Source organism: Nonomuraea sp. B5E05, assembly GCF_039880665.1.
Taxonomy (GTDB): Bacteria; Actinomycetota; Actinomycetes; order Streptosporangiales; family Streptosporangiaceae; genus Nonomuraea.
This window is the reverse complement of record NZ_JBDPMJ010000011.1, coordinates 85320-105845: the sequence shown is the minus strand read 5'-3', so window position 1 is coordinate 105845 and position 20526 is coordinate 85320. Positions and strand designations below refer to the sequence as shown.

At 70.9% G+C, this 20526-nt stretch carries 18 protein-coding genes, 1 tRNA gene and 1 pseudogene; 11 read left to right on the top strand and 9 right to left on the bottom strand.

The features are described 5' to 3' along the window. Nucleotides 1-171 precede the first annotated feature (171 nt). The 4 genes from ABGB01_RS21720 (at nt 172) to ABGB01_RS21705 (ending at nt 4933) form a co-directional block, all read left to right on the top strand. On the top strand, nt 172-1563 hold the full coding sequence (locus ABGB01_RS21720; RefSeq protein WP_347775367.1) for a sigma 54-interacting transcriptional regulator: 1392 nt from the start codon (nt 172-174) through the stop codon (nt 1561-1563). Nucleotides 1564-1625: 62 nt separating this feature from the next. Beyond that, complete coding sequence (locus ABGB01_RS21715) at nt 1626-2372, top strand: hypothetical protein (RefSeq protein WP_347775366.1); 747 nt, start codon at nt 1626-1628, stop codon at nt 2370-2372. 30 nt (nt 2373-2402) lie between these two features. Continuing rightward, nucleotides 2403-4430 carry a hypothetical protein gene (locus tag ABGB01_RS21710; protein ID WP_347775365.1) on the top strand — a complete coding sequence of 676 codons (2028 nt, stop codon included), beginning with the start codon at nt 2403-2405 and terminating at the stop codon, nt 4428-4430. Between the two features lie 32 nt (nt 4431-4462). Further along, a complete protein-coding gene (locus tag ABGB01_RS21705) occupies nt 4463-4933 on the top strand; it encodes a GNAT family protein (protein WP_347775364.1) in 471 nt (156 codons plus the stop codon). 39 nt (nt 4934-4972) lie between these two features. On the opposite strand, the gene ABGB01_RS21700 is transcribed toward ABGB01_RS21705, so the two are convergent. Continuing rightward, nucleotides 4973-5395: a DUF6292 family protein gene (locus ABGB01_RS21700; protein WP_347775363.1), complete on the bottom strand. Its 423-nt coding sequence runs from the start codon at nt 5393-5395 to the stop codon at nt 4973-4975. A gap of 139 nt (nt 5396-5534) precedes the next feature. On the opposite strand from ABGB01_RS21700, the gene ABGB01_RS21695 reads away from it, so the two are divergent. Beyond that, the gene (locus ABGB01_RS21695; protein ID WP_347775362.1) at nt 5535-5657 is read left to right on the top strand and encodes a hypothetical protein; all 123 of its coding nucleotides are present in this window, start codon (nt 5535-5537) and stop codon (nt 5655-5657) included. Between the two features lie 10 nt (nt 5658-5667). After that, complete coding sequence (locus tag ABGB01_RS21690) at nt 5668-6099, top strand: hypothetical protein (RefSeq protein ID WP_347624098.1); 432 nt, start codon at nt 5668-5670, stop codon at nt 6097-6099. 31 nt (nt 6100-6130) lie between these two features. Here the strand turns inward: ABGB01_RS21690 and ABGB01_RS21685 are convergent, their stop codons facing one another. Then, a complete protein-coding gene (locus ABGB01_RS21685; RefSeq protein ID WP_347624099.1) occupies nt 6131-7270 on the bottom strand; it encodes a cystathionine gamma-synthase in 1140 nt (379 codons plus the stop codon). 127 nt (nt 7271-7397) lie between these two features. Further along, nucleotides 7398-7592: a hypothetical protein gene (locus ABGB01_RS21680; protein ID WP_347624100.1), complete on the bottom strand. Its 195-nt coding sequence runs from the start codon at nt 7590-7592 to the stop codon at nt 7398-7400. A 136-nt stretch (nt 7593-7728) separates the two neighbouring features. Between ABGB01_RS21680 and ABGB01_RS21675 the strand changes: the two genes are divergently transcribed. Next, nucleotides 7729-8871: a histidine kinase gene (locus tag ABGB01_RS21675; protein ID WP_347775361.1), complete on the top strand. Its 1143-nt coding sequence runs from the start codon at nt 7729-7731 to the stop codon at nt 8869-8871. Nucleotides 8872-9111: 240 nt separating this feature from the next. Here the strand turns inward: ABGB01_RS21675 and ABGB01_RS21670 are convergent. After that, nucleotides 9112-11844: pseudogene (locus ABGB01_RS21670) on the bottom strand (BTAD domain-containing putative transcriptional regulator); the annotation flags it as partial. A gap of 141 nt (nt 11845-11985) precedes the next feature. Here ABGB01_RS21670 and ABGB01_RS21665 point away from each other — a divergent pair. Then, nucleotides 11986-12843 carry an NAD(P)-binding domain-containing protein gene (locus tag ABGB01_RS21665; RefSeq protein ID WP_347775360.1) on the top strand — a complete coding sequence of 286 codons (858 nt, stop codon included), beginning with the start codon at nt 11986-11988 and terminating at the stop codon, nt 12841-12843. A 47-nt stretch (nt 12844-12890) separates the two neighbouring features. Here the strand turns inward: ABGB01_RS21665 and ABGB01_RS21660 are convergent, their stop codons facing one another. Beyond that, the gene (locus ABGB01_RS21660; RefSeq protein WP_347775359.1) at nt 12891-14261 is read right to left on the bottom strand and encodes a cystathionine beta-synthase; all 1371 of its coding nucleotides are present in this window, start codon (nt 14259-14261) and stop codon (nt 12891-12893) included. A gap of 128 nt (nt 14262-14389) precedes the next feature. Here ABGB01_RS21660 and ABGB01_RS21655 point away from each other — a divergent pair, with 128 nt between their 5' ends. From ABGB01_RS21655 to ABGB01_RS21645, 3 genes are all read left to right on the top strand, one after another. Continuing rightward, on the top strand, nt 14390-15373 hold the full coding sequence (locus ABGB01_RS21655) for an SGNH/GDSL hydrolase family protein (RefSeq protein ID WP_347775358.1): 984 nt from the start codon (nt 14390-14392) through the stop codon (nt 15371-15373). A 59-nt stretch (nt 15374-15432) separates the two neighbouring features. Further along, a complete protein-coding gene (locus ABGB01_RS21650) occupies nt 15433-16776 on the top strand; it encodes a PQQ-binding-like beta-propeller repeat protein (protein ID WP_347775357.1) in 1344 nt (447 codons plus the stop codon). Between the two features lie 71 nt (nt 16777-16847). Further along, nucleotides 16848-18065, top strand: a complete 1218-nt coding sequence (locus tag ABGB01_RS21645; RefSeq protein ID WP_347775356.1) for an acetyl-CoA C-acetyltransferase — start codon at nt 16848-16850, stop codon at nt 18063-18065. A gap of 145 nt (nt 18066-18210) precedes the next feature. On the opposite strand, the gene ABGB01_RS21640 is transcribed toward ABGB01_RS21645, so the two are convergent. The 4 genes from ABGB01_RS21640 to ABGB01_RS21625 form a co-directional block, all read right to left on the bottom strand. Then, on the bottom strand, nt 18211-18618 hold the full coding sequence (locus ABGB01_RS21640; RefSeq protein WP_347775355.1) for a PPOX class F420-dependent oxidoreductase: 408 nt from the start codon (nt 18616-18618) through the stop codon (nt 18211-18213). A 53-nt stretch (nt 18619-18671) separates the two neighbouring features. Beyond that, nucleotides 18672-18905 carry a DUF4287 domain-containing protein gene (locus ABGB01_RS21635; protein WP_347624108.1) on the bottom strand — a complete coding sequence of 78 codons (234 nt, stop codon included), beginning with the start codon at nt 18903-18905 and terminating at the stop codon, nt 18672-18674. Between the two features lie 175 nt (nt 18906-19080). After that, on the bottom strand, nt 19081-19872 hold the full coding sequence (locus ABGB01_RS21630; RefSeq protein ID WP_347775354.1) for a Bax inhibitor-1/YccA family protein: 792 nt from the start codon (nt 19870-19872) through the stop codon (nt 19081-19083). 543 nt (nt 19873-20415) lie between these two features. Beyond that, nucleotides 20416-20488, bottom strand: a tRNA-Leu gene (locus tag ABGB01_RS21625). Between the last annotated feature and the right edge of the window lie 38 nt (nt 20489-20526).

Genomic DNA, 20526 nt, shown 5'->3' with positions numbered 1-20526 from the left:
CAAGGCCACGCGTCTCGCCTCCCCTCGACATGTCCAAGTCCCTAGGCCCGATTCTCCCCACTAAAGGGACAAGCACGCGCACGAACCGTCACGCAATAGTCAAGATCCGAAATCTCCGCCAGATGCGAAAGACTCTGCCGCATTCCGCGCGGGGGACGTAGTCTCGATCCCGTGCATCAGCCACGTAATCTCCGCACGTTGCGAGAGAGCGGCCACGTTCATCGCACCGTCAAAGCCGAGGTCCGGGAAAACCTGCTGGCCAAGCTGCGGGCGGGTGAGCCCCGCTTCCCTGGCATCGTGGGCTTCGACGACTCCGTGCTCCCCCACCTCGAACGGGCCCTGCTGGCCGGCCACGACCTGGTCCTGCTGGGCGAGCGCGGCCAGGGAAAGACCCGGCTCATCCGCACCGTCACCGGGCTGCTCGACGAGTGGACGCCGGTCGTGGAGGGCTGCGAGATCAACGACCACCCGTACGCACCGGCCTGCACGCGCTGCCAGGCGCTGGCGCGCGAGCTGGGCGACGAGCTGCCGGTCGCGTGGAAACACCGGGACGAGCGCTACGGCGAGAAGCTCGCCACACCCGACACCTCCGTCGGCGACCTGATCGGCGACGTCGACCCGATCAAGATCGCCGAGGGGCGCACGCTCGGCGATCCAGAGACGGTCCACTACGGCCTGGTCCCGCGCACCAACCGCGGCGTGTTCTCCGTCAACGAGCTGCCCGACCTGGCCGAGCGCATCCAGGTGTCGCTGCTCAACGTGCTGGAGGAGCGCGACATCCAGGTGCGCGGCTACAACCTGCGGCTGCCGCTCGACATCCTGCTCATCGCCAGCGCCAACCCCGAGGACTACACCAACAGGGGCCGGATCATCACGCCGCTGAAAGACCGGTTCGGCGCCGAGATCCGCACCCACTACCCGCTGACGGTCGAGGACGAGCTGACGCTGATCCGCCAGGAGTCCATGCCCGACATCGGGGCCGACATCCCCGAGCACCTCGTCGAGGTGATCGCCAGGTTCACCCGGCTGGTCCGCGAGTCGACCGCGGTCGACGCCCGATCCGGCGTGTCCGCGCGCTTCTCGATCGCGGCCGCCGAGACCGCGGCGGCCTCTGCGGTGCGCAGGGCGGCCCTCGCGGGCGAGGAGCAGGCCGTCGCGCGCGTGGTCGACCTGGCCTGCGTGGTGCACAGCCTGCGGGGCAAGGTGGAGTTCGAGGTCAGCGAGGAGGGCCGGGAGACCGAGATCCTGGCCCACCTGCTGCGCAGGGCGACGGCGGAGACGTTCAGGAGCCGGCTGGGCGGCATGGACCTGTCTCCGGTGACCGACAAGTTCGCCGAGGGCAACCAGGTCGAGTCGGGCGAGCTCGTCCCCGCCGGGGAGTTGCTGCACCGGATCGGGCCGGTCACCGGGCTGGCGAAGGTCATGTCGAGGCTGGGCATGGGCGCGGGCGAGGAGTCGCCGGGTCATGCGGCGGCGGCCCTGGAGTTCGCGCTCGAAGGTCTCTATCTCATGCGCCGCCTGTCCAAGGAAGACCTTGACGGAGTGACCGTCTACCGGACGTGAACATCTGGACGGTCTCCCGCGTCTTACGTGATAGCAGCCCACGACGTCGGGGGAGACCGTCCATGCGCCCGCTTGCCTGTGCCACCGCAGCCGCTCTCGTTCTGTGCGGCATCGCCGCGCCCGCCGAGGCCGCCACCACCAAGACCGTTTACGGGTACGCCTGGCCCGACGGCCAGGGCCGCCTGCGCATCGCGCCCCAAACCGCTTCGTTCGTGAAGCAGAAGGGTTTCCTGGGCTACCGCCTCAAGGCGACCCCGGGCACCAGGGAGCTCAGGCTCGACTACTCCAGGGCCGCCTACGGGCGCATCACGGTCGCCTGCGACCTGAAGGAGACCGAGGGCCGGGTGGCCGTCGACCGCAAGGGGCTCGGGCGCACCAGGTGCTCGCCCCGCGACCTGTCCGCCGGCCTCGGCCGCGGCCCCGTGCCCGTGCGCGTCGAGCACCGTGGGGGCAAGGCCACCAGGGTCAACGAGTTCGTGGTCGCCGACCGGCCAGACCAGCGCTCCGCGCGCGGCACGATCAGGCGGATCGACGACACCACCGTCGTGTTCGCGTCCGGCGGGAAGAAGATCAAGCTGGGCTACACGTACGCCACGAGCTTCTACCGCACCACCGCCCAGTGCGGGAGCGGCTGGCTCGCGGGCCGGCCGGTCAACGCGGACGCGAACGGCCTGGGCAGGAAGCCGTGCACCCCGGCCGACCTGACGAAGGCGCTCAGGTCGCTCCGCCACCCCGTGCTGGTGAAGATCGAGTACACCCCCGGAGCCGACTCCCTCGACCAGGTATGGGAGGTTTTCGGGGACGCGTGACCGCGCTTGTGGGGTTAGCGTGGTCCTGTGATGGCCTTTCGCTATGGCGAGTACCACGATGGCCCCGATCCCCTGGCCCCGCCCTACGACGTGCGGGCGGCGCTCGACGAGATGGGCGATGCGATCCTGTCGGGCTCGACGCCCGTCCACGCGCTGCGCGACCTGCTCAAGCGCGGTCTGCCCGGCACGCAGGACCGCGGGGGCCTCGACGACATGCTCAAGCAAGTCCGCAGGCGCCGCCGTGACCTGCGCGAGCGGGGGCGGCTCGACGGCACGCTGGAGAAGGCACGGGCGCTGCTGGACAAGGCCATCGGGCAGGAGCGGGCCGAGCTGTTCCCCGACCCCTCCGACGAGGCGCGGCTGCGGGAGGCTGGGCTCGACGCCCTGCCCGAGGACACCGCCGCCGCCATCCAGGAGCTGAGCACGTACGAGTGGCGTTCGGCCGCCGCGCGCCGGACGTTCGAGGAGCTGCGTGACCTGCTGCGGCGGGAGGTTCTCGACAGCCAGTTCAGGGGCCTGCGCGACGCGCTCACGAACCCGGACCCCGAGGCGATGGAACGCGTCCGCCAGATGATGTCGGACCTGAACGACATGCTGGACAAGGACGCCCGCGGCGAGCACACCCAGGCCGACTTCGACGCCTTCATGGCCAAACACGGTGACCTGTTCCCCGAGAAGCCGCGCGACCTGGAGGAGCTCGTCGACATCCTGGCCCGCCGCGCCGCCGCCACGCAGCGCATGCTGGCCTCGATGACGCCCCGCCAGCGCGAAGAGCTCGCCGGCCTCATCAACCAGACCCTCGACCAGGCCGGGCTCTCCGAGCAGATGCGCCGCCTCGGCGAAGCCCTCCACGCGCGCCGCCCCGACCTCGCCTGGAACGCCCCTGAACGCCTCACCGGCGAGGAACCCCTGGGCATGGGCGACGCCGTCACCGCCCTGGAGGAGCTGGCCGACCTCACCCAGCTGGAAACCGCCCTGCGCCAGGACTACCCGGGCGCGCGGCTCGACGACATCGACGAGGCCGCCGTACGCCGTGCGCTGGGCCGCTCCGCGGTCGACGACCTGGAGGCGCTCAAACGCATCGAACGCGAGCTGGAGGAGCAGGGCTACCTCCTGCGCCGGCGCGGCAAGCTGGAGCTCACCCCGAAGGCGGTGCGGCGGCTCGGCGAGACTGCCCTGCGCCGCGTCTTCTCCTCACTCGACGCGGGCCGTCGCGGCGACCACGACCAGCACGACGCGGGCTCGGCCGGCGAGCTCACCGGCTCGTCGCGGCCGTGGCGTTTCGGCGACGAGCAGCCCATCGACGTGGTCCGCACCCTGGTCAACGGCGTCCGCAGCGGCGGCCTGGCGATCCGTACCGGCCAGGAGACCACGCGGGCCGGACGGGAGACCTCCCGAACCGGACGGGACGCCGTGCGGGCCGGTGGTCGGGCGGCCGTGCGGTTGTCGGTGGACGACTTCGAGATTGCCGAGACCGAGCGGCGCAGCGCGGCGGCCGTGTGCCTGCTCGTCGACCTGTCCTACTCGATGGCCCTGCGCGGCACCTGGGCCGCCGCCAAGCAGACGGCGCTGGCCCTCCAGGCGCTGGTGGCCTCCAAGTTCCCGCAGGACGCCGTACAGATCATCGGCTTCTCCAACTACGCCAGGGTGCTGCAGCCCGACGAGCTGGCGGGCCTCGACTGGGACATGGTCCAGGGCACCAACCTGCACCACGCGCTCCTGATCGCCGGCCGTCACCTCGACCGTCACCCCGACTTCGAGCCCGTGGTGCTGGTGGTCACCGACGGCGAGCCCACCGCGCACCTGATGCGCAACGGCAGGTCGGCGTTCGAGTGGCCGCCGTCGAGCGAGACCTTGGAGCTCACGCTGTCCGAGGTCGACAAGATGACCCGGCGGCGGGCCACCCTCAACGTCTTCATGCTGGCGGCCGACGACCGGCTGAAGGAGTTCGTGGACGAGGTGGCCCGCAGGAATGGCGGCCGCGTCTTCTCCCCCAGCGCCGAGCGGCTGGGCGAATACGTGGTCAGCGACTTCCTCCGGCTGCGCCGGGCCCGCTGAACTGTCGGCGCTGTGTGCCACACTCGCACGCCATGAGCGAAGACGTACGCCTGCGCGACGTGGAGACGGCCGACCTCGAGGTGTTCCTGGCCCACGAGCACGATCCTGAGGCCGCGCGGCGGTCCAGGTTCGCGCCCAGGGAGCGGGAGGCGTTCATGCGCCACTGGACCACGCGCATCCTCGGCGACCCGGCCGTCCACGTCCAGGCGGTCACCGTCGACGGCGACCTGGCGGGCAATCTCGTGGCCTGGTGGGAGGATGACAGGCGCTTCATCGGCTACTGGTTCGGCCGGGAGTTCTGGGGCCGGGGCATCGGCAGCCGGGCCATGGAGCTCTTCCTGCGCCAGGAGCGCATCCGCCCGCTCCACGCCGACCCCTTCCACGCCAACACGGGTTCGGTCCGGCTGCTGGAGAGACACGGTTTCCAGCGTGCGGGCACGGTCAGGCACGGTGACGACGAGCACATCCTGCTCGTCCTGCACAGCCCGCCGGCGCGCCGATGAGGTCGCCACTTCGTCCAGGGCGAACGGTGGCCGACGAGGTCAGGCGTCGACGAGGCGGCAGTAGAAGTCGAGGGCGACGTCGAACCCGTCGCGGCAGTTGCGGTGCGAGCGGTAGCACGGTCGCCAGGCCGAGCTGGCCCCCACGCCTGCTCTGGCGTCGCTGAGCGCCGACGGCACCCGCTCAGGCCTGGGCAGCAGCCCGTGCCCCAGATAGCGCACCCGGGCCAGCTCACTGCGCAGACCCGGCCCGCCGGAGACGAAGGTGCCGAGGCGCCAGCCGCTCTCTTCGTCCCAGACCAGCGCGCTCCCGTCGGCCAGCTTCAGCGTGACGTCGCGCGGGTCGCACGGGCCCTCCCACCAGCCGGCCACCTCTGATCCCAGCACGTCGATGACCCGCTGCACGTAGCTGATCGGCTGCTGCAGCCACTCGTCGCTATACGGCTCGACATGCCTGATGGCCACGGACGGCACCCCCTTGTGCCCTTACGGTAAGAAAAACCGAACGGTGACCAACCATACCCGCGCCGAACTTATTCCGTTGCAGGCTCGTCTAGTCATTACGGACGATATTTACGGTCCAGACGGGGAAGGAGGAGGTCCCATGGTGGCGGTTCTCCTCATCGTGCTCATGGTCGTCGCGATCGTGATGACCGAGTTGATCATGCGCTGCGCGGAAGACGGCAAAGAGAGTGTCGAGTCCCCGGCCGAGATCGCCGGCGACTAGTCTCTCCCCCATGTCGTCCCTGTTTCTCTGGCTGCACGTCGGGTTCGCAATCTTCACGATCGGCCCGGTCACCGCCGCGACGATGGCCGCTCCGCGCGTCATCCGCAACAAGAACGTGCCCGTGCTGCAGAACATCCAGCGCATGACGAGGGTTTACAGCCTCGGCAGCCTGGGCGTCTTCGTGTTCGGCCTGATCCTCGGCATCGTTCTCGGTGGCGGGGTGCTCGGCCGGTGGTATATGACGGCATCGATGACGTTGTTCATCGTGGGCGCCGTGCTGCTCGTCATCATCGACCGCGACCTGCGCACCGCCGTCCGCGTGCTCTCCAGCGAGGGCACGGGCGACGACGCGCAGGTGCAGAACGGCCGGATCGCCGCGATCAGCGGGTTGCTGTCGGTGATCTGGCTGGTCATCCTCTTCCTGATGGTGGTGCCCGGCTAGCCGAGCGCCGGGGCTGGCCGGGCGCCCCGGGTCAGCCGAGCGCCTGGGTGAGGTCGGCCAGCAGGTCGTCGACGGTCTCGATGCCGACCGAGAGCCGCACGAGGTCGGCGGGCACCTCGAGGGGCGACCCGGCCGCCGAGGCGTGGGTCATCCGGCCGGGGTGCTCGATGAGCGACTCGACGCCGCCGAGTGACTCTCCCAGCGTGAACAGCCTGGCCCTGTCGCACACCGCCACGGCCTCCGCCTCGCCTCCGGCGACGCGGAACGACACCATGCCCCCGAACCTCTTCATCTGCTTGACCGCGACCTCGTGCCCGGCGTGCTCGGCCAGGCCCGGGTAGAGGACGTGGGTGACGCGCGGGTGGGCGAGCAGCAGGTGGACGACGCGTTCGGCGTTGTCGCAGTGGCGGTCCATGCGCACGCCTAGGGTCTTGAGCCCGCGCAGCGTCAGCCAGGCGTCGAACGGCCCGGCCACGGCGCCGATCGCGTTCTGGTGGTAGGCGAGCTCCTCGCCGAGCCCCCTGTCGGCCGCGATCAGGGCGCCGCCGACCACGTCGGAGTGGCCGCCGACGTATTTCGTGGTCGAGTGCACGACGACATCGGCGCCGAGCGACAGAGGCTGCTGCAGGTAGGGCGAGGCGAACGTGTTGTCGACCACCAGCAGCGAGCCGTTGTCATGGGCCAGCTGCGCCAGCGCGGCGATGTCGGCGATGCCGAGCAGCGGGTTGGTGGGCGTCTCGACCCAGACGATCTTCGTCTTCTGTGTCATGGCGGCGGCCACGGCGTCGAGGTCGTGCAGCGGGACCGGGTCGTAGTGGAGGTCCCAGCGCTCGTTGACCTTGGCGAACAGCCGGTAGGTGCCGCCGTAGGCGTCGTTGGGAATGATCACATGGTCCTGCGGCTTGCAGACCGCGCGCAGCAGGGTGTCCTCGGCGGCCAGACCCGAGGCGAACGCGAGCCCGCGCGCCCCGCCTTCCACCGCCGCCAGCGCCTCTTCGAGCGCGGTCCTCGTGGGGTTGGCGGAGCGGCTGTACTCATATCCAGAACGCAGGCCGCCCACGCCGTCCTGCTTGTAGGTGGACGTGGCGTAGATCGGCGGCACGACCGCGCCGGTCAGCGGGTCGGGCTCCTGACCTGCGTGGATGGCCAGGGTTTCAAAACCGTTGCTCATACAGGCCACGTTAACGGAAGTCGGCCCGCGATCCGTTCCCCTCCGGATCGCGGGCCGCCGACGGGACGCCGCCCCCAGGGGGCTCCCGTCGTGGCTCGCGCACCATGCCCGCGCGAGCCACGGATGGTCAGGCGGCCCTGGGCTCCTGACGGTCCCCGCCTGACCGGGGCGGGAGCCGTACGACGTCCGCCTTGATGAACCGGCCGCTGCCGCCCTCCGCGTGCTCCCCGTTGATGCGGGAGAGCAGCACGGGGTCGGCCAGGGCGAGCAGCACCCCGACGACCAGCCCGATACCCAGCAGTGCGAACCCGATGGCCACCATTTCCTGTCCCCTTCCGACCTCTCCAGCATCGGCGACAGGCCCCGGCTCGCGCCTCGGCTCTAGGGCTGGTCTCGTACGCGGCCCCTCGGCCGAACGGCTGATACGACCTGTCCGACTTGCGGCTTAGGCTCGGGGCGTGGGGGATTCCAAGCGCATCGTGTACTGGGTCCGCCGGCTGAGTGAGCTGGCGATGCTCGGCTGGCTCGGCATGATGTTGCTGATCGACCTGGTGCTCGCCCATTCCATCGGAGGGTTCCAGTGGCTGGTCCCCGTCTGTGGCGCGGTGGGCACGGCGGCCGTGGTGCTGCGGCGCCGCCACCGCCTGCGCGGCTTCTGCGTCACGCTGGCCACGTCGTTCTGCGCCTCGCTGACGATCGGCGGCACCGGGCTCGCGGGCGTGCCCGGCATGGCGGAGACCGGGTCGCTGCTCATCCTGCTCATCGGCGCGCTGCGGCACGTGGAGCCGGTGCGGCGGGCCGCGGCCCTGGCGTGCGCGGGGCTGGTCGTCCTGATGTCGGAGTCCATCGGGCGCGACTACAACAGCTCGGGGCTGGTGTTCTCGTTCCTGCTGTTCGCGGCCTGGTCGACGGCCGCCGGCGTCGGTGGCTACCTCCGTTTCCAGCAGGAGCGCCGCGTGGAGGCGGTCCATTCGGTACGCAGGGCCGAACGCCTGGAGCTGGCCAGGGAGCTGCACGACCTGGTCGCCCACTACATCACGGGCATCGTCGTCCAGGCCCAGGCCGCAAGGACGGTCGCCCAGACCAGCCCCGAGGCGGTGACGCCCGCGCTGGACGCGATCGCCACGGCCGGTTCGGAGGCGCTGACCTCGATGCGGCGCATGGTGACGGTGTTGCGCGCGGAGGACGACCCGTCCCGCAAGCCCGGCGTCACGCTGGCCGACCTGCGAATGCTGACGGAGAAGTTCTCCTCCGACGGGCCGAAGGTGGCGTTCGAGATCGGCCAGGGGATCGACGATCGTACGCTGCCTCCCGAGGTGATGACCACCCTGCACCGGGTGCTGCAGGAGGCGCTCACGAACGTGCGCAAGCACGCATCCCGCGCCGCCTGGGTGGAGGCCGACTTACGGCGGCACGCGAAGGTGGTGACGTTGCGGGTGCGCAACTTCGGGGCGGCCTCGGATCCCCGGGTCGCCCGCCTCGGCGGCGGGTTCGGGCTGGTCGGGATGGCCGAGCGGGTCGAGGCCCTGGGCGGCAGGCTCTACGCGGGCCCGTCCCCCGAGGGGGCCTGGGAAGTGATCGCCGAGTTCGCGCTGCCCTGAGCCGAAGGACTGCTCGAACGCCTCGTCGCCCAGGGCGGCCCGCAGGCGCCGGGTGATCCTGTCGACGTCCCACCGCTCACCGGAAGGCAGCGGCGTGCCGACGGCCTGCCTGATCGCGGTCGCCGCCCCGAGCAGCCCGGCGGCCTCGTGGCCGTGCCCGCCCGGCTGGATGGACAGGGCACCGGCCAGCCCTTCGAGGGACAGGGCGATCGCGCGGGGGTCACCCGTCGCCCGCGCGGCTTCGTACCCTTCGCGCTGCCTGGCCAGCGCCGGCTCCGCGTCGCCGCGCTGCTCCGCGGCGAACCCCAGTTCGGCCATGATGAACGCGACGCCGGGTGTCCCCCGCACCTGTCGGAGCCAGCCGAGCACGGGCTTGAGGTAGGACTCCGCCTGCTCGTAGCGGCCCCGCCGCCTGGCGCTCATGGCCAGGCCGAGCACGGCGTTCTCCTCGGCGGGCTTGTACGACTGCTCGACCGCGAGCCGCCTGGCGCGCTCGTGGTAGTCGTCGGCCCGCTCGTAGTCGCCCGCGAGCAGCGCGATCCGCCCGAGCCCCGCCAGCTTGAACGACACCTCGAACCCCAGCTCCTCCGCCAGCCGCAGCGCCTGTTCCCGCAGGCCGGCGGCCCTGGCGTAGTCGCCGCGGATCTCGGCCGCCCGGTCGAGCGCGTCCATGGCCTCCATCTGCCCCCACGCGTCGCCCAACTCCTCGAACAGCGCCAGCCCTCGCTCCGCGTCGCGCTCCATCGCCGCCAGGTCGCCACGGCCGACGGCGAGCTTGGCGCGCAGGCACAGCGCCGCCGCCACACCCCACCGATCACCCAGCTCCTCGTACGCCGCCAGCGCCCGGTCCGCCGCCTCCTCGTGCGCCCCCTGGTCGCCGTAGGCCCAGTGGACGTGGCTGAGGAACCAGTCGGCCAGCGCCGTGCCCGGCCGGTCGAGCTCGGCGTACCGTACGGGCGAGGCAGGTTTCCCGATCAGCCGTTCGATCCCCGCCAGCCAGACCGACGCCCGCGCCACCTCCGTGGCCGCTCCCCCGCCCGCGATCGCGGCGGCCAGGGAGCGGCGGGCCTCGCGCAGGCGGCCGCGCAGGACCCAGTACCAGGCCAGGGCGCTGACCAGGCGCAGCGCGTACGGCCCTTCGGTCGCCAGCCGCAGGTTCGCGTGGTCGGCGTCGAGCCTGGCCAGCCACTCCCGCTGACCGGAGCCTCCGAGGTCGGCGCGCTCGGCCATGGCGGTGTAGTGGCGGGCGTGGCGCTCCCTGATCAGCTCGTGCTCGCCCACCTCCCGCAGCCGCTCCACGCAGTACGCCGCCACGGATTCGAGCAGCCGGTAGCGAGGCCCCGGCGCGCGCACCACCAGCGACCGGTCGACCAGCCTGGCCAGCGTGTCGAGCACGTCGACCCCGGACTCGGCGCACACCTCCTCGGCGGCTTCCAGCGTGCACCCGTCGGCGTGCACGGCGAGCCGGCGCAGCACCACCCGCTCCTGGCCGGTCAGCAGCTCCCAGCTCCAGTCGATCATCGCCCTGAGCGTGCGCTGCCGGGCGGGCGCGCCCCTCAGGCCGACGTTCAGCAGCCGGAACCGGTCGTCCAGGCGGTTCGCGAGCTCCTGCACCCCGAAGGCGCGTACGCGGGTGGCGGCCAGTTCCAGGGCCAGCGGGATGCCGTCGAGCCGCCGGCAGACGGTGTCGACGGCCTCGCCAGGCCCGACGCCCGCCCGCACGGTGAACAGCCGTGCCGCCTCGGCGAGGGGCAGCGGCGGCACCACGTGGACGCGTTCGCCCGTCACGCCCAGCGGTTCCTGCCCGGTGGCCAGCACGCGCAGGCCGGGGGCGGACACCAGCAGGGCCGACGCCAGCTCGGCCGCCTGCTCCACCAGGTGCTCGCAGTTGTCGAGCACCAGCAGCGCACGTTTGCCCGCCAGCGCGCCGGCCAGCCGGGAAGCCAGCGGCACGGCGTCGTCGTCGCGGAGGCCGAGCACGGCGCCCACCGCCTCGGCGACGTCCGCCGCCCCCGCCAACTCGCCCCACCACACGCCGTCAGGAGATCCGGCGGTGGCGGTGCCGGCGGCGGACAGGGCGAGCCTCGTCTTGCCGACGCCTCCCGTCCCCGTGAGCGTCACCAGCCGGTGGGCGGCCAGCAGCCGGCGCACCTCCGCCAGCTCCCTGTCCCGCCCGACCAGGTCCGTGAGCGGCGCCGGCAGCCCCACGAACGGCGCAGCCGCGCCGGAAGGCGGACGAGAGGCCGGAGGACGGCCCGGGTCCGGAGCCGGGTGAGAGGCCGGATGAGGGCGCCTGCGAGACGTCGGGGCAGGGCCCTGGTGAGCAGCGGCCGGGGCGGCCAGGTCGGGGTCGTGGCGCAGGATCGCCTGGTGCAGCGCGGCGACGTCAGGCGACGGGTCCAGGCCGAGCTCGTCCGCCAGCCGCTCACGCAGCGCGTCGTACGCGGCCAGCGCCTCGCCCTGCCGCCCGCCCCGGTAGAGGGCCTTCATGTGCGCGGCGACCAGCCGCTCCCGGAGCGGGTGGCGGGTCACCAGGGCGGCGAGGTCCGCGGGCAGGCCCAGAACGAGGTGCAGCTCCGCCTGCTCTTCGAGCGCCGCCAGCCGCGCCTCCTCCAGGCTCGCCGCCTCGGCCCTGGCGAAACCCGCGTCGGCGAACTCGGCGTACGCGGGCCCGCGCCACAACGCCAGCGCCTCCTCCAGCTCCGCCGCCCGCGTGCGCGGGCAGGTGGAGCGGCGGGCAAGGAGGGCACGGAACCGGGCGGCGTCGCAGTCGTGGGCGGCCAGCGCGTAACCGCCGGGCCCGAGCGTGATCAGGGAGGGGTCGCCGAGGGAGCGGCGCAGCTGGGAGACGCGGGCCTGCAGGGTGCCCGCCGGGTTGCGGGTGGGCCGCGCACCCCAGAGGTCGTCGATGAGGCGGTCGGGCGTGAGCGGCCCGCCGCCGTGGGCGAGCAGGTCGGCGAGGAGCGCGCGCACCTTGAACTCGGCCACCCGCACGGGCGACCCGTCCTCCGCCCGGACCTCCAGAGGGCCGAGCACCGCGAAACGCACCACGTCAACAGCAACCCGTAGTGCGCCCGAAGGAATTCCGAAGCGCCGTGCCGCAGGGTGGCGGGCATGAGTGATGTGACAGTGGTGGGACTGGGCCCGATGGGCTCGAAGATGGCGGAGACGTTCCTGGCCGCGGGCCACCGGGTGGCGGTGTGGAACCGTACGGCGAGCAGGGCCGAACCGCTGGTCGCGAAGGGCGCCAGGCGGGCGGCGACGGCGGCCGACGGCGAGTTGCTGGTGGTCAGCCAGATTCACTACCAGGCGATGTACGACAGCCTCGGCGACGCCCGGCTGGACGGCAAGGTGGTGGTCAACCTCAGCTCGGGCACCCCCGAGGAGCTGCGCGCGGCGGCCCGCTGGGTGGAGGGGCGCGGCGGCACCCTGGTCACGGCGGGCATCATGGTGCCGCCGCCCGGGATCGGGCAGCCGGGGGCGTACACGTTCTACAGCGGCCCCAAGGAGGTCCTCGACCGGCACGCGGCCACGCTGGCGGCGCTGAGCGAGGTCACCTACGTGGGGGCCGACCGGGGCCTGGCGATGGTGTACTACCAGGCCCAGCTGCTGATGTTCTGGTCCAGCCTGACCAGCTTCATGCACGCCCTGGCGCTGATGCGCACGGCGGGAGTGTCGCCGGAGGAGTTCCTGCCGTTCGCGCGGGAGACGTTCCAGCAGCTGGGCGGCGACGGCCCGATGGGTTACGCCAAGATCATCGCAGACGAGGTCGCGGCCGGGGTCTATCCGGGTGCGGACAACTCCCTGCACATGCAGGCCGTCGGCATGGGCCACGTCGTGGAGACGCTGGAGGAGGCCGGGGTGGAGACCACGGTGCCGAAGGCGGTGCGCGCGTTGTTCGACCGGGCCGACGCAGAAGGGCGCGGCGACGAGGGCATCAGCACCGTGATCGAGTCGATCGGGAAGCCCTGACGACCCTTACTCAGGCCGCCGTCCGGCGGCGGCCTGAGTAAGGAGGGTCAGTGGTTGGCGAGGAAGGCGAGCAGGTCGTGCCTGGTGATCAGGCCGGCGGGTTTGCCATCTTCCAGCACAACGGCCGCATCGGCCTTCTCCAGCGCTTCGACCGCACGCGCCACAGGTTCACCGCTGCCGATCGTGGGTAGCGGCGCCGACATGTGATCGGCGATCGTGTCGTCGGAGGAGATCCTGCCGTGATACAGGGCTTCGAGGAGATCGCGTTCGACGATGGAGCCCACCACCTCGGCCGCCATGACGGGCGGCTCCTCCTTCATCACGGGAAGCTGCGACACCGAGTATTCGCGCATGATCGCGATGACCGTGCTGACCGACTCGTACGGGTGCGCGTGCACGAACTCCGGCAGTCCCGCCCCCTTGCGCGCCAGCACGTCGCCGACCAGCCCCTCATCGGACGTGGTGGTCAGGAAGCCGTAGTCGGCCATCCAGTCGTCGTTGAAGATCTTGGACAGGTAGCCGCGGCCGCCGTCGGGCAGCAGCACGACGATCACGTCGTCGGGCGCGGCGGTGGCCGCCACCCGCAGCGCCGCCACCACGGCCATCCCGCAGGAGCCGCCGACCAGCAGCCCCTCCTCGCGGGCGAGCCTGCGGGTCATGTTGAACGACTCCTTGTCGGTGACCGCGATGATCTCGTCACAGATCTTGGTGTCGTACGTGGCCGGCCAGATGTCCTCCCCGACCCCCTCGACGAGGTAGGGGCGCCCGGACCCGCCCGAGTAGACCGACCCTTCGGGGTCGGCTCCGATGATCTTCACCCGGCCACCGGAGACCTCCTTGAGGTAGCGGCCTGTGCCGCTGATCGTGCCCCCGGTGCCGATGCCGGCCACGAAGTGGGTGACCCGGCCGTCGGTCTGCTCCCAGATCTCGGGGCCCGTCGAGTGGTAGTGGGAGTCGGGGTTGTTGACGTTGGTGTACTGGTTCGGCTTCCAGGCGTTGGGCACCTCGCGGGCCAGCCGGTCGGAGACCGAGTAGTAGGAGTCGGGGTGGTCGGGCGAGACGGCGGTCGGGCAGACGACGACCTCGGCCCCGTAGGCGCGCAGCACGGAGATCTTGTCCTGGGCCACCTTGTCGGGCACCACGAACAGGCACCGGTAGCCCTTCTGCTGCGCCACGATGGCCAGGCCCACGCCGGTGTTGCCGGACGTCGGCTCAACGATGACGCCTCCGGGACGCAGCTCGCCGGACGCTTCGGCGGCCTCGATCATGCGTGCCGCGATGCGGTCCTTGACCGAACCGCCTGGATTGAAGTATTCGACCTTCGCGACCACCTGGGCGGGCAACCCCGCGGTGACTTTGTGCAGCCGGACGAGCGGAGTGTTCCCCATCAGGTCGACCAGGGAATCGTAAACGCGCACCGAGGTGTTCACCTTCTTTGCCGAAGCTTGATCAGCTTGCTTGTGGCCGAGGTCCCAAGGGGGTGGCGGGGCCTCAGCTAGTTTTCAAGCAAACGCTACCGCCGAGTTCGACCAGGGAGGTCACGTACGTGGTGTGGGCAGCTGGCGTGGCGCGCGCGGCGCGGAAGATCGCGACGGCGGCGGCTCTCGGAGGTGGCGGGCTGACCGCCCTGGGCGCCACGGCATACGGACTGCTGATCGCCGAGGGGCTGCTCGCCCGCAGGGTCATCGGGCAGCCGCACGGCCTGGACGGCCCGGTCTCCGACGGCACGTACGGCGCCTTCCCCGGAGTGCCGCTCAACCTGGCCATGCTCGGCGACTCCACCTCCGTGGGGCTCGGGGTGAGCGAGCCCAGCCACACCCCCGGCGTCATCCTGGCGAACGGCCTGGCCGCGGTGGCGGAGCGGCCGGTGCGCCTGCTCGTGGCCGGCAAGTCGGGCACCCCGTCGGCCGAGCTGGGCGAGCAGGTCGACGCCGCCCTGGCCATGGGCCCCGACGTGGCGGTGATCTTCGTGGGGGCGAACGACATCATCACGCAGACGCCGCCCGCGGTGGCCGTACGCCATCTGACGAAGGCCGTGCGGCGGCTGCGGGACGCGGGCGCGGAGGTGGTCGTGGGCACGTGCCCCGACCTCGGCACGGTGCGGCCGATCGCGCAGCCGCTGCGCTGGGTCACGCGGCGGTGGAGCCGGCAGCTCGCGGCGGCGCAGACGGTGGCGGTGGTGGACGCGGGCGGCCGTACGGTGGCGTTCGCCGACGTCCTGGGGCCGGAGTTCGCGACAAATCCGACAGAAATGTTCGGACCGGATCGATTCCATCCATCTGACCAAGGTTACGCACAGGCCGCTTACGCGGTGCTACCGTCGGTGTGCGCTGCGTTGGGACTGTGGCCCGAGCCCAGACCCGCACGTGGCGAAGCACCGCAACCGATTTACCTTGCGGCGGCTACGGCCGCGGAGGAGCCCGGCACCGAGGTCACCGCGACCCGGGTCGACGGGCGGGCGACGGGCCTGCACGGCAAGTGGGTGACGTTGTTCCGCCGGCGGCTCGGCGAGCCGCTCAACGACGCCTGACCGCGGTCACCCTCCGAGCCTGAGCCGTCACTCCTCGTCCATTTTGGAGTGAATTGCCTGTGCTCCGGCCCCTGTGGAAATCGTCTATCGCCCTCGCGGGAATCCTCGCCGCGACCGCATGCTCCGGCAGCGACGCGGCCACGACGAGCTTCCCGACCTGGCACAACACCGATGTCAACGCCGTCAGCCGGATGGCGGCGGGCGGCGGGGTCGTCGCGACCACGTCGCTGAAGTCCGACGGCACGCTCGAAACCGTCGCCATCGGCCTGCGCGACGGCAAGCGCCTGTGGGCCTACCCGGCCACGATGGCCGGCCGGCTGCCCGGCATGGGCGTCTCCACCCCCGCGGTCGTGGAGACCCCCGAGGGTCAGAGCGTGGTCGTCGCGCTCGACCCGGCCAAGAAGGGCGGCTGGAACGCGACCCTCGTCGCCCGGGACGCCTTCTCCGGGGTGCGCAAGTGGACCAGGCCGGTGCACTCGACGTTCGGACCGCAGCGCTGCGGCCCCTACGTCTGCCTGTCCGAGCACACCGCCCTGGCCAGGGCGCGCATGGTGGTGCTCGACCCGGCCACGGGCAGACAACTGTGGAAGCTGCCCGGCATCGCCGAGGTCGAGTGGTCGGACGGGCGCCGGGTCCTGCTGCTCAGGTTGTCGGCCAACCCCATGGTCGAGTCGTACGAGCTCAAGACCGGCAAGCTCCAGTGGCAGCAGCCGATCGAGCAGGCGCTCGGCCCCGGCATCGACATGTCGGGCGGGTGGGCGTTCGGCTCGACGGGCGGCAACCTCGTCGGCTACGTCGCCCCCTACACCAACCCGCAGACCAAGAAGATCTCCACGTTCGGCCTGTTCTCGATCGAGATCAGCGACGGGACGATCAACTGGATGCGGCCCTCGGTGGTGCGCGTCTATCCCAGCGGCAACCCCGGCTACGCCCCGGTCGTCCGCCCGGTCGACCGCCAGGGCGCCTATGGCGGCTTCGCCCGGCTCGACTCCGAGACCGGGCGGGTGGTCGGCCAGATCACGGCGGCCGACGTGCCCGGCTCCGGCTGGTGGCTGGCCTTCCCCGACGAGATGGACAAACTCGGCTTCCTCCAGCACAACGCCAAGGGCTCGGCCTTCGACCTCGTCACCGGCAAGCAGGTGCCCGTGGAGGAGCAGCGGGGGTGGTCGTTCTGCGTCACCGACCCCAAGCCGCTGACCTTGCGCGGGCAGGCGCCGGGCTTCTACTCGACGGCCGCCGTCTGCCAGTACGACCTCGGCACCGGCAAGCGCGTCTCCCCCGCGTCCGCGCCGCCGGCCTGGTTCACGGGCAGCCAGGACGGGTGGCGGTTGTGGCGCGACGAGAAGGGGGCGATCCACGCCGTGAACGACCACACCGCCACGGCGCCAGGAATGTACGGATAACGGGGGCCGCTCGGGGCTTGCGCGTAGAACTGGAATATAGTTCTACTATTAGCGCCGACAAAGGAGGGGCCATGCCCGAGGCAGTCATCGTCGCAACCGCGCGTTCGCCCATCGGACGAGCCTTCAAGGGTTCGCTCAAGGAGATCCGGCCCGACGACCTGACCGTGCAGATGATCCAGGCGGCGCTGGCCAAGGTGCCCCAGCTCGAGCCCGCGTCCATCGACGACATCATGCTCGGGTGCGGGCTGCCCGGCGGCGAGCAGGGGTTCAACATGGCCCGGGTGGTGGCGGTGATGCTCGGGCTCGACAACGTGCCCGGCACCACCGTGACGCGCTACTGCTCCTCCTCCCTGCAGACCACCAGGATGGCCTTCCATGCGATCAAGGCGGGCGAGGGCGACGTGTTCGTGTCCGCCGGGGTCGAGACCGTCTCGCGCTTCACCAAGGGCAACTCCGACTCGCTGCCCGACACCCAGAGCCCGGTCTTCAACGACGCGCTGGCCCGTACGAAAGCCTTCACCGAGGGCGGGCGCGAGTGGCACGACCCGCGCGAGGACGGCGAGGTGCCCGACGTCTACATCGCGATGGGGCAGACGGCCGAGAACCTCGCCCAGCTCAAGGGGGTCACCCGTCAGGACCAGGACGAGTTCGGCGTCCGCTCGCAGAACCTCGCCGAGAAGGCGCTGGCCGACGGGTTCTGGCAGAAGGACATCACGCCCGTGACCCTGCCGGACGGCACCGTGGTGAGCAAGGACGACGGCCCGCGACCCGGCACCACCTACGAGAAGGTCTCGACCCTGGCGCCGGTGTTCCGTCCTGACGGCACCGTCACGGCGGGCAACTGCTGCCCGCTCAACGACGGGGCCGCCGCCGTCGTCGTGATGAGCGACGTCAAGGCGGCCGAGCTCGGCATCACGCCGCTGGCCAGGATCGTGTCCACCGGGGTCACCGGGCTGTCGCCGGAGATCATGGGCCTCGGGCCGGTGGAGGCCTCGAAGCAGGCGCTGTCCAGGGCCGGGATGGCGATCGACGACATCGACCTGGTGGAGATCAACGAGGCGTTCGCCGCGCAGGTGATCCCGTCGTACCGCGACCTCGGCATCGACCTCGACCGGCTCAACGTCAACGGCGGGGCCATCGCCGTGGGGCATCCGTTCGGGATGACGGGGGCCCGGATCACGTCCACGCTGATCAACAGCCTGCAGCACCACGACAAGAGCATCGGGCTCGAGACCATGTGCGTGGGCGGCGGGCAGGGCATGGCGATGGTCCTGGAGCGCCTGTCCTGATCAGGTCCTTACGGCAGGCGGCGGCTCTCCAACCGCCGCACGTGGCCGGCCCCCTCCAGGGAAACGGCCGCTGACCGGATGACGGTGGCCCGCCGTGACGCGAGCCCCCGTCGCCCGGTCGCCGTGGCCGGCCCTGGGCCGGGGGCTAACCGTGGCGATCCGGGCCGGCGTGGGTGGGGGCGATGCGGAGGATGACGCGGCGTTCGCGGGTCATGGCGGCGCGGTAGTCGTCCCAGTCGGGGTGCTCGCCCGAGATGTCGCGATAGTAGGCGACCAGGTGGTCCATGGCCTCCGGCAGCGAGATGATCTCGGCCGTGCCGTCCACCTGGATCCACTCGCCGTAGAAGCGGTCCGTGAAGGCGCACAGCGAGACGCTGGGATCGCGGCGGGCGTTGTGCACCTTGCTCGCCGTCTCCCTGGTGCTGATGATGACGTGGCCGTCCTGAACGCCGGCCACGACCGGCGACATCTGCGGGCGCCCGTCGCGGTGCCTGGTGAGGAGGATGGCGTGATGATGGGTGCGGAGAAAGGCCAGTGCCTTGTCGACGTCCATCCACTCATGATGACGCGCCCGTGTGCGGCACACGGGCGCGAGGGTGGTAGGGCTTAGACAAAGCCCATGCGGTTACGGCGGTGCCGCTCGTGCTCGTGAACGATCGCGGCGGCGTAGCCGTGGGTCAGCCCGTGCTCGTCGGCGAGCCAGTTGGCCCGCTCGTCGCATCTGAGGAAGCTCGGGCCGTTGTCGATGGCTTGGAACCACTCTGGGAGTTCGCGTCCCGTTATGGTCGGGACCCTTGCGATCAGCTTCGTCTGCGTCTCCGGTGAGTGGTTCAAGGACATGGGCACCTCCGCGGATAAGGTTCCTTTCGTTGACACTGCAACACCAGCGTGCGAATGGCAAGCCCTGAGTCAGGCATCATTTTGTGACGGCGGGTAGATTTTCGGTCGCACACAGGCATGCAGAGAGGGCCCCGCCTGAACGGCGGAGCCCTCCGGATGACGCGGGGATGGACGATCAGTCGCTGCTGCTGAAGTAGCTGACGAAGCGCAGCACCTCGAGGTAGATCCACACCAGGCTGAGCGTCAGCCCGAACACGCACTGCCAGGCGAACTTCTCCGGGGCGCCCTGCTTGACGCCCTGCTCGATCGCGTCGAAGTCGAGGAGCAGGAAGAAGCAGCCGATCAGGATCATGACGATGCTGAAGGCCCAGCCGATCGGGCTGTCGGTGCGCAGGCCGAGCCCGCCGTCGTTGAACAGGCCGACGATCAGGTTGACGAGCAGCAGGCCGATGGCCGCGATGGCGGCGGCGATGCCGAACTTCACGAGCTTGGGCGTGACGCGGACGATGCGCAACGAATAGACGGTCAGCACCGCGCCGAACGCGAATGCCGTGCCCAGCACCGCTTGGAGCACGATGCCGCTGATGGCGCCCTCGAACACGGCGCTGATCTTGCCGAGGAAGATGCCCTCGAACACCGCGTAGGCCAGAATGAGCGCCGGGTTGGTGCTCATCGTGAACGAGGCGACCAACCCGATGATCAGCGCGATGACGGCCGCGCCGATGGCGACCATGGGCGGGACGTTGAGGACCCAGGCCGCGGCCGCGGCCAGGACGAGCACCCCGAGCGTGAGGAACCCGCGCACCACGACGTCATCGAGGGTCATGGTCCGGTGTGCGGGCCTGGCCGGCGGTGCGTACGACGGGGCGTCGTACATGTTCTGCAACTGGTCGGGGGACGGGGTCGGCCCGCCCCAGCCCGCGGCCTGCTGCCGCGACCTGCTGAATACGGGGTTCTTGCTCTCCATCGCTGCCTCCTGTGACGCCGAGCCTACGGGGCCTGGCGGCACCTTGGTCAACTGACGCGTCAGATCGATGTTGGTTCGGGACTTCGGCAGCGTTGACAACGAACGTCTCCGGCGCCGAGTTCCCGAGGTCGGCCACGAGCTCGGGAGATCATCCGGCCCGGCCGGCGGGAGCCCTCCTGCGAGGGTCCGTGACGGAGCCCTTCCGGTGCGTGATGGTTTTTTCCAACGAGAAAAGGGTGAGCGGTTGTATTCCGTAGTCAACCATTCACACTAAGAAACTCCGGCGATCCCGGAAAGCAGAAGGAGGGCCGTTTGTCAATATGGCCGCGGAGGGCTGGATAGTTTTCCGGGGAGGCAAACGCGGACCCCGGCCCACAGACCGGGTCGCCCACCCCAGGACAGGGCCTCCACCAGCGATGGAGCACCCGGAACGCGACAACTCCATAACAAGTCGATATCAACCAGGAAACGGTCGAAGGGGCCCGTCCGGCGATCGCGGTAAACCTCCAGGTCAGAGCCCTAAAGGCGGCGAAAGATGGCAGGTGCCCCCGGCGGGATTCGAACCCGCACGTCAACCCTTTTAAGGGGTTTGCCTCTGCCATTGGGCTACGGGGGCGCCGCAATCATACGAAACGGACCATGCTTCCGAGGAGC

Excerpts from the sequence above, each read along its gene's own strand:
- ABGB01_RS21715 (WP_347775366.1), top strand. The coding sequence starts at position 1,626 with ATGCGCCCGCTTGCCTGTGCCACCGCAGCCGCTCTCGTTCTGTGCGGC.
- ABGB01_RS21695 (WP_347775362.1), top strand. The coding sequence starts at position 5,535 with ATGGTGGCGGTTCTCCTCATCGTGCTCATGGTCGTCGCGATCGTGATG.
- ABGB01_RS21680 (WP_347624100.1), bottom strand. The coding sequence starts at position 7,592 with ATGGTGGCCATCGGGTTCGCACTGCTGGGTATCGGGCTGGTCGTCGGG.
- ABGB01_RS21640 (WP_347775355.1), bottom strand. The coding sequence starts at position 18,618 with ATGGACGTCGACAAGGCACTGGCCTTTCTCCGCACCCATCATCACGCC.
- ABGB01_RS21705 (WP_347775364.1), top strand. The coding sequence starts at position 4,463 with ATGAGCGAAGACGTACGCCTGCGCGACGTGGAGACGGCCGACCTCGAG.
- ABGB01_RS21690 (WP_347624098.1), top strand. The coding sequence starts at position 5,668 with ATGTCGTCCCTGTTTCTCTGGCTGCACGTCGGGTTCGCAATCTTCACG.
- ABGB01_RS21630 (WP_347775354.1), bottom strand. The coding sequence starts at position 19,872 with ATGGAGAGCAAGAACCCCGTATTCAGCAGGTCGCGGCAGCAGGCCGCG.
- ABGB01_RS21645 (WP_347775356.1), top strand. The coding sequence starts at position 16,848 with ATGCCCGAGGCAGTCATCGTCGCAACCGCGCGTTCGCCCATCGGACGA.
- ABGB01_RS21665 (WP_347775360.1), top strand. The coding sequence starts at position 11,986 with ATGAGTGATGTGACAGTGGTGGGACTGGGCCCGATGGGCTCGAAGATG.
- ABGB01_RS21635 (WP_347624108.1), bottom strand. The coding sequence starts at position 18,905 with ATGTCCTTGAACCACTCACCGGAGACGCAGACGAAGCTGATCGCAAGG.
- ABGB01_RS21710 (WP_347775365.1), top strand. The coding sequence starts at position 2,403 with ATGGCCTTTCGCTATGGCGAGTACCACGATGGCCCCGATCCCCTGGCC.
- ABGB01_RS21685 (WP_347624099.1), bottom strand. The coding sequence starts at position 7,270 with ATGAGCAACGGTTTTGAAACCCTGGCCATCCACGCAGGTCAGGAGCCC.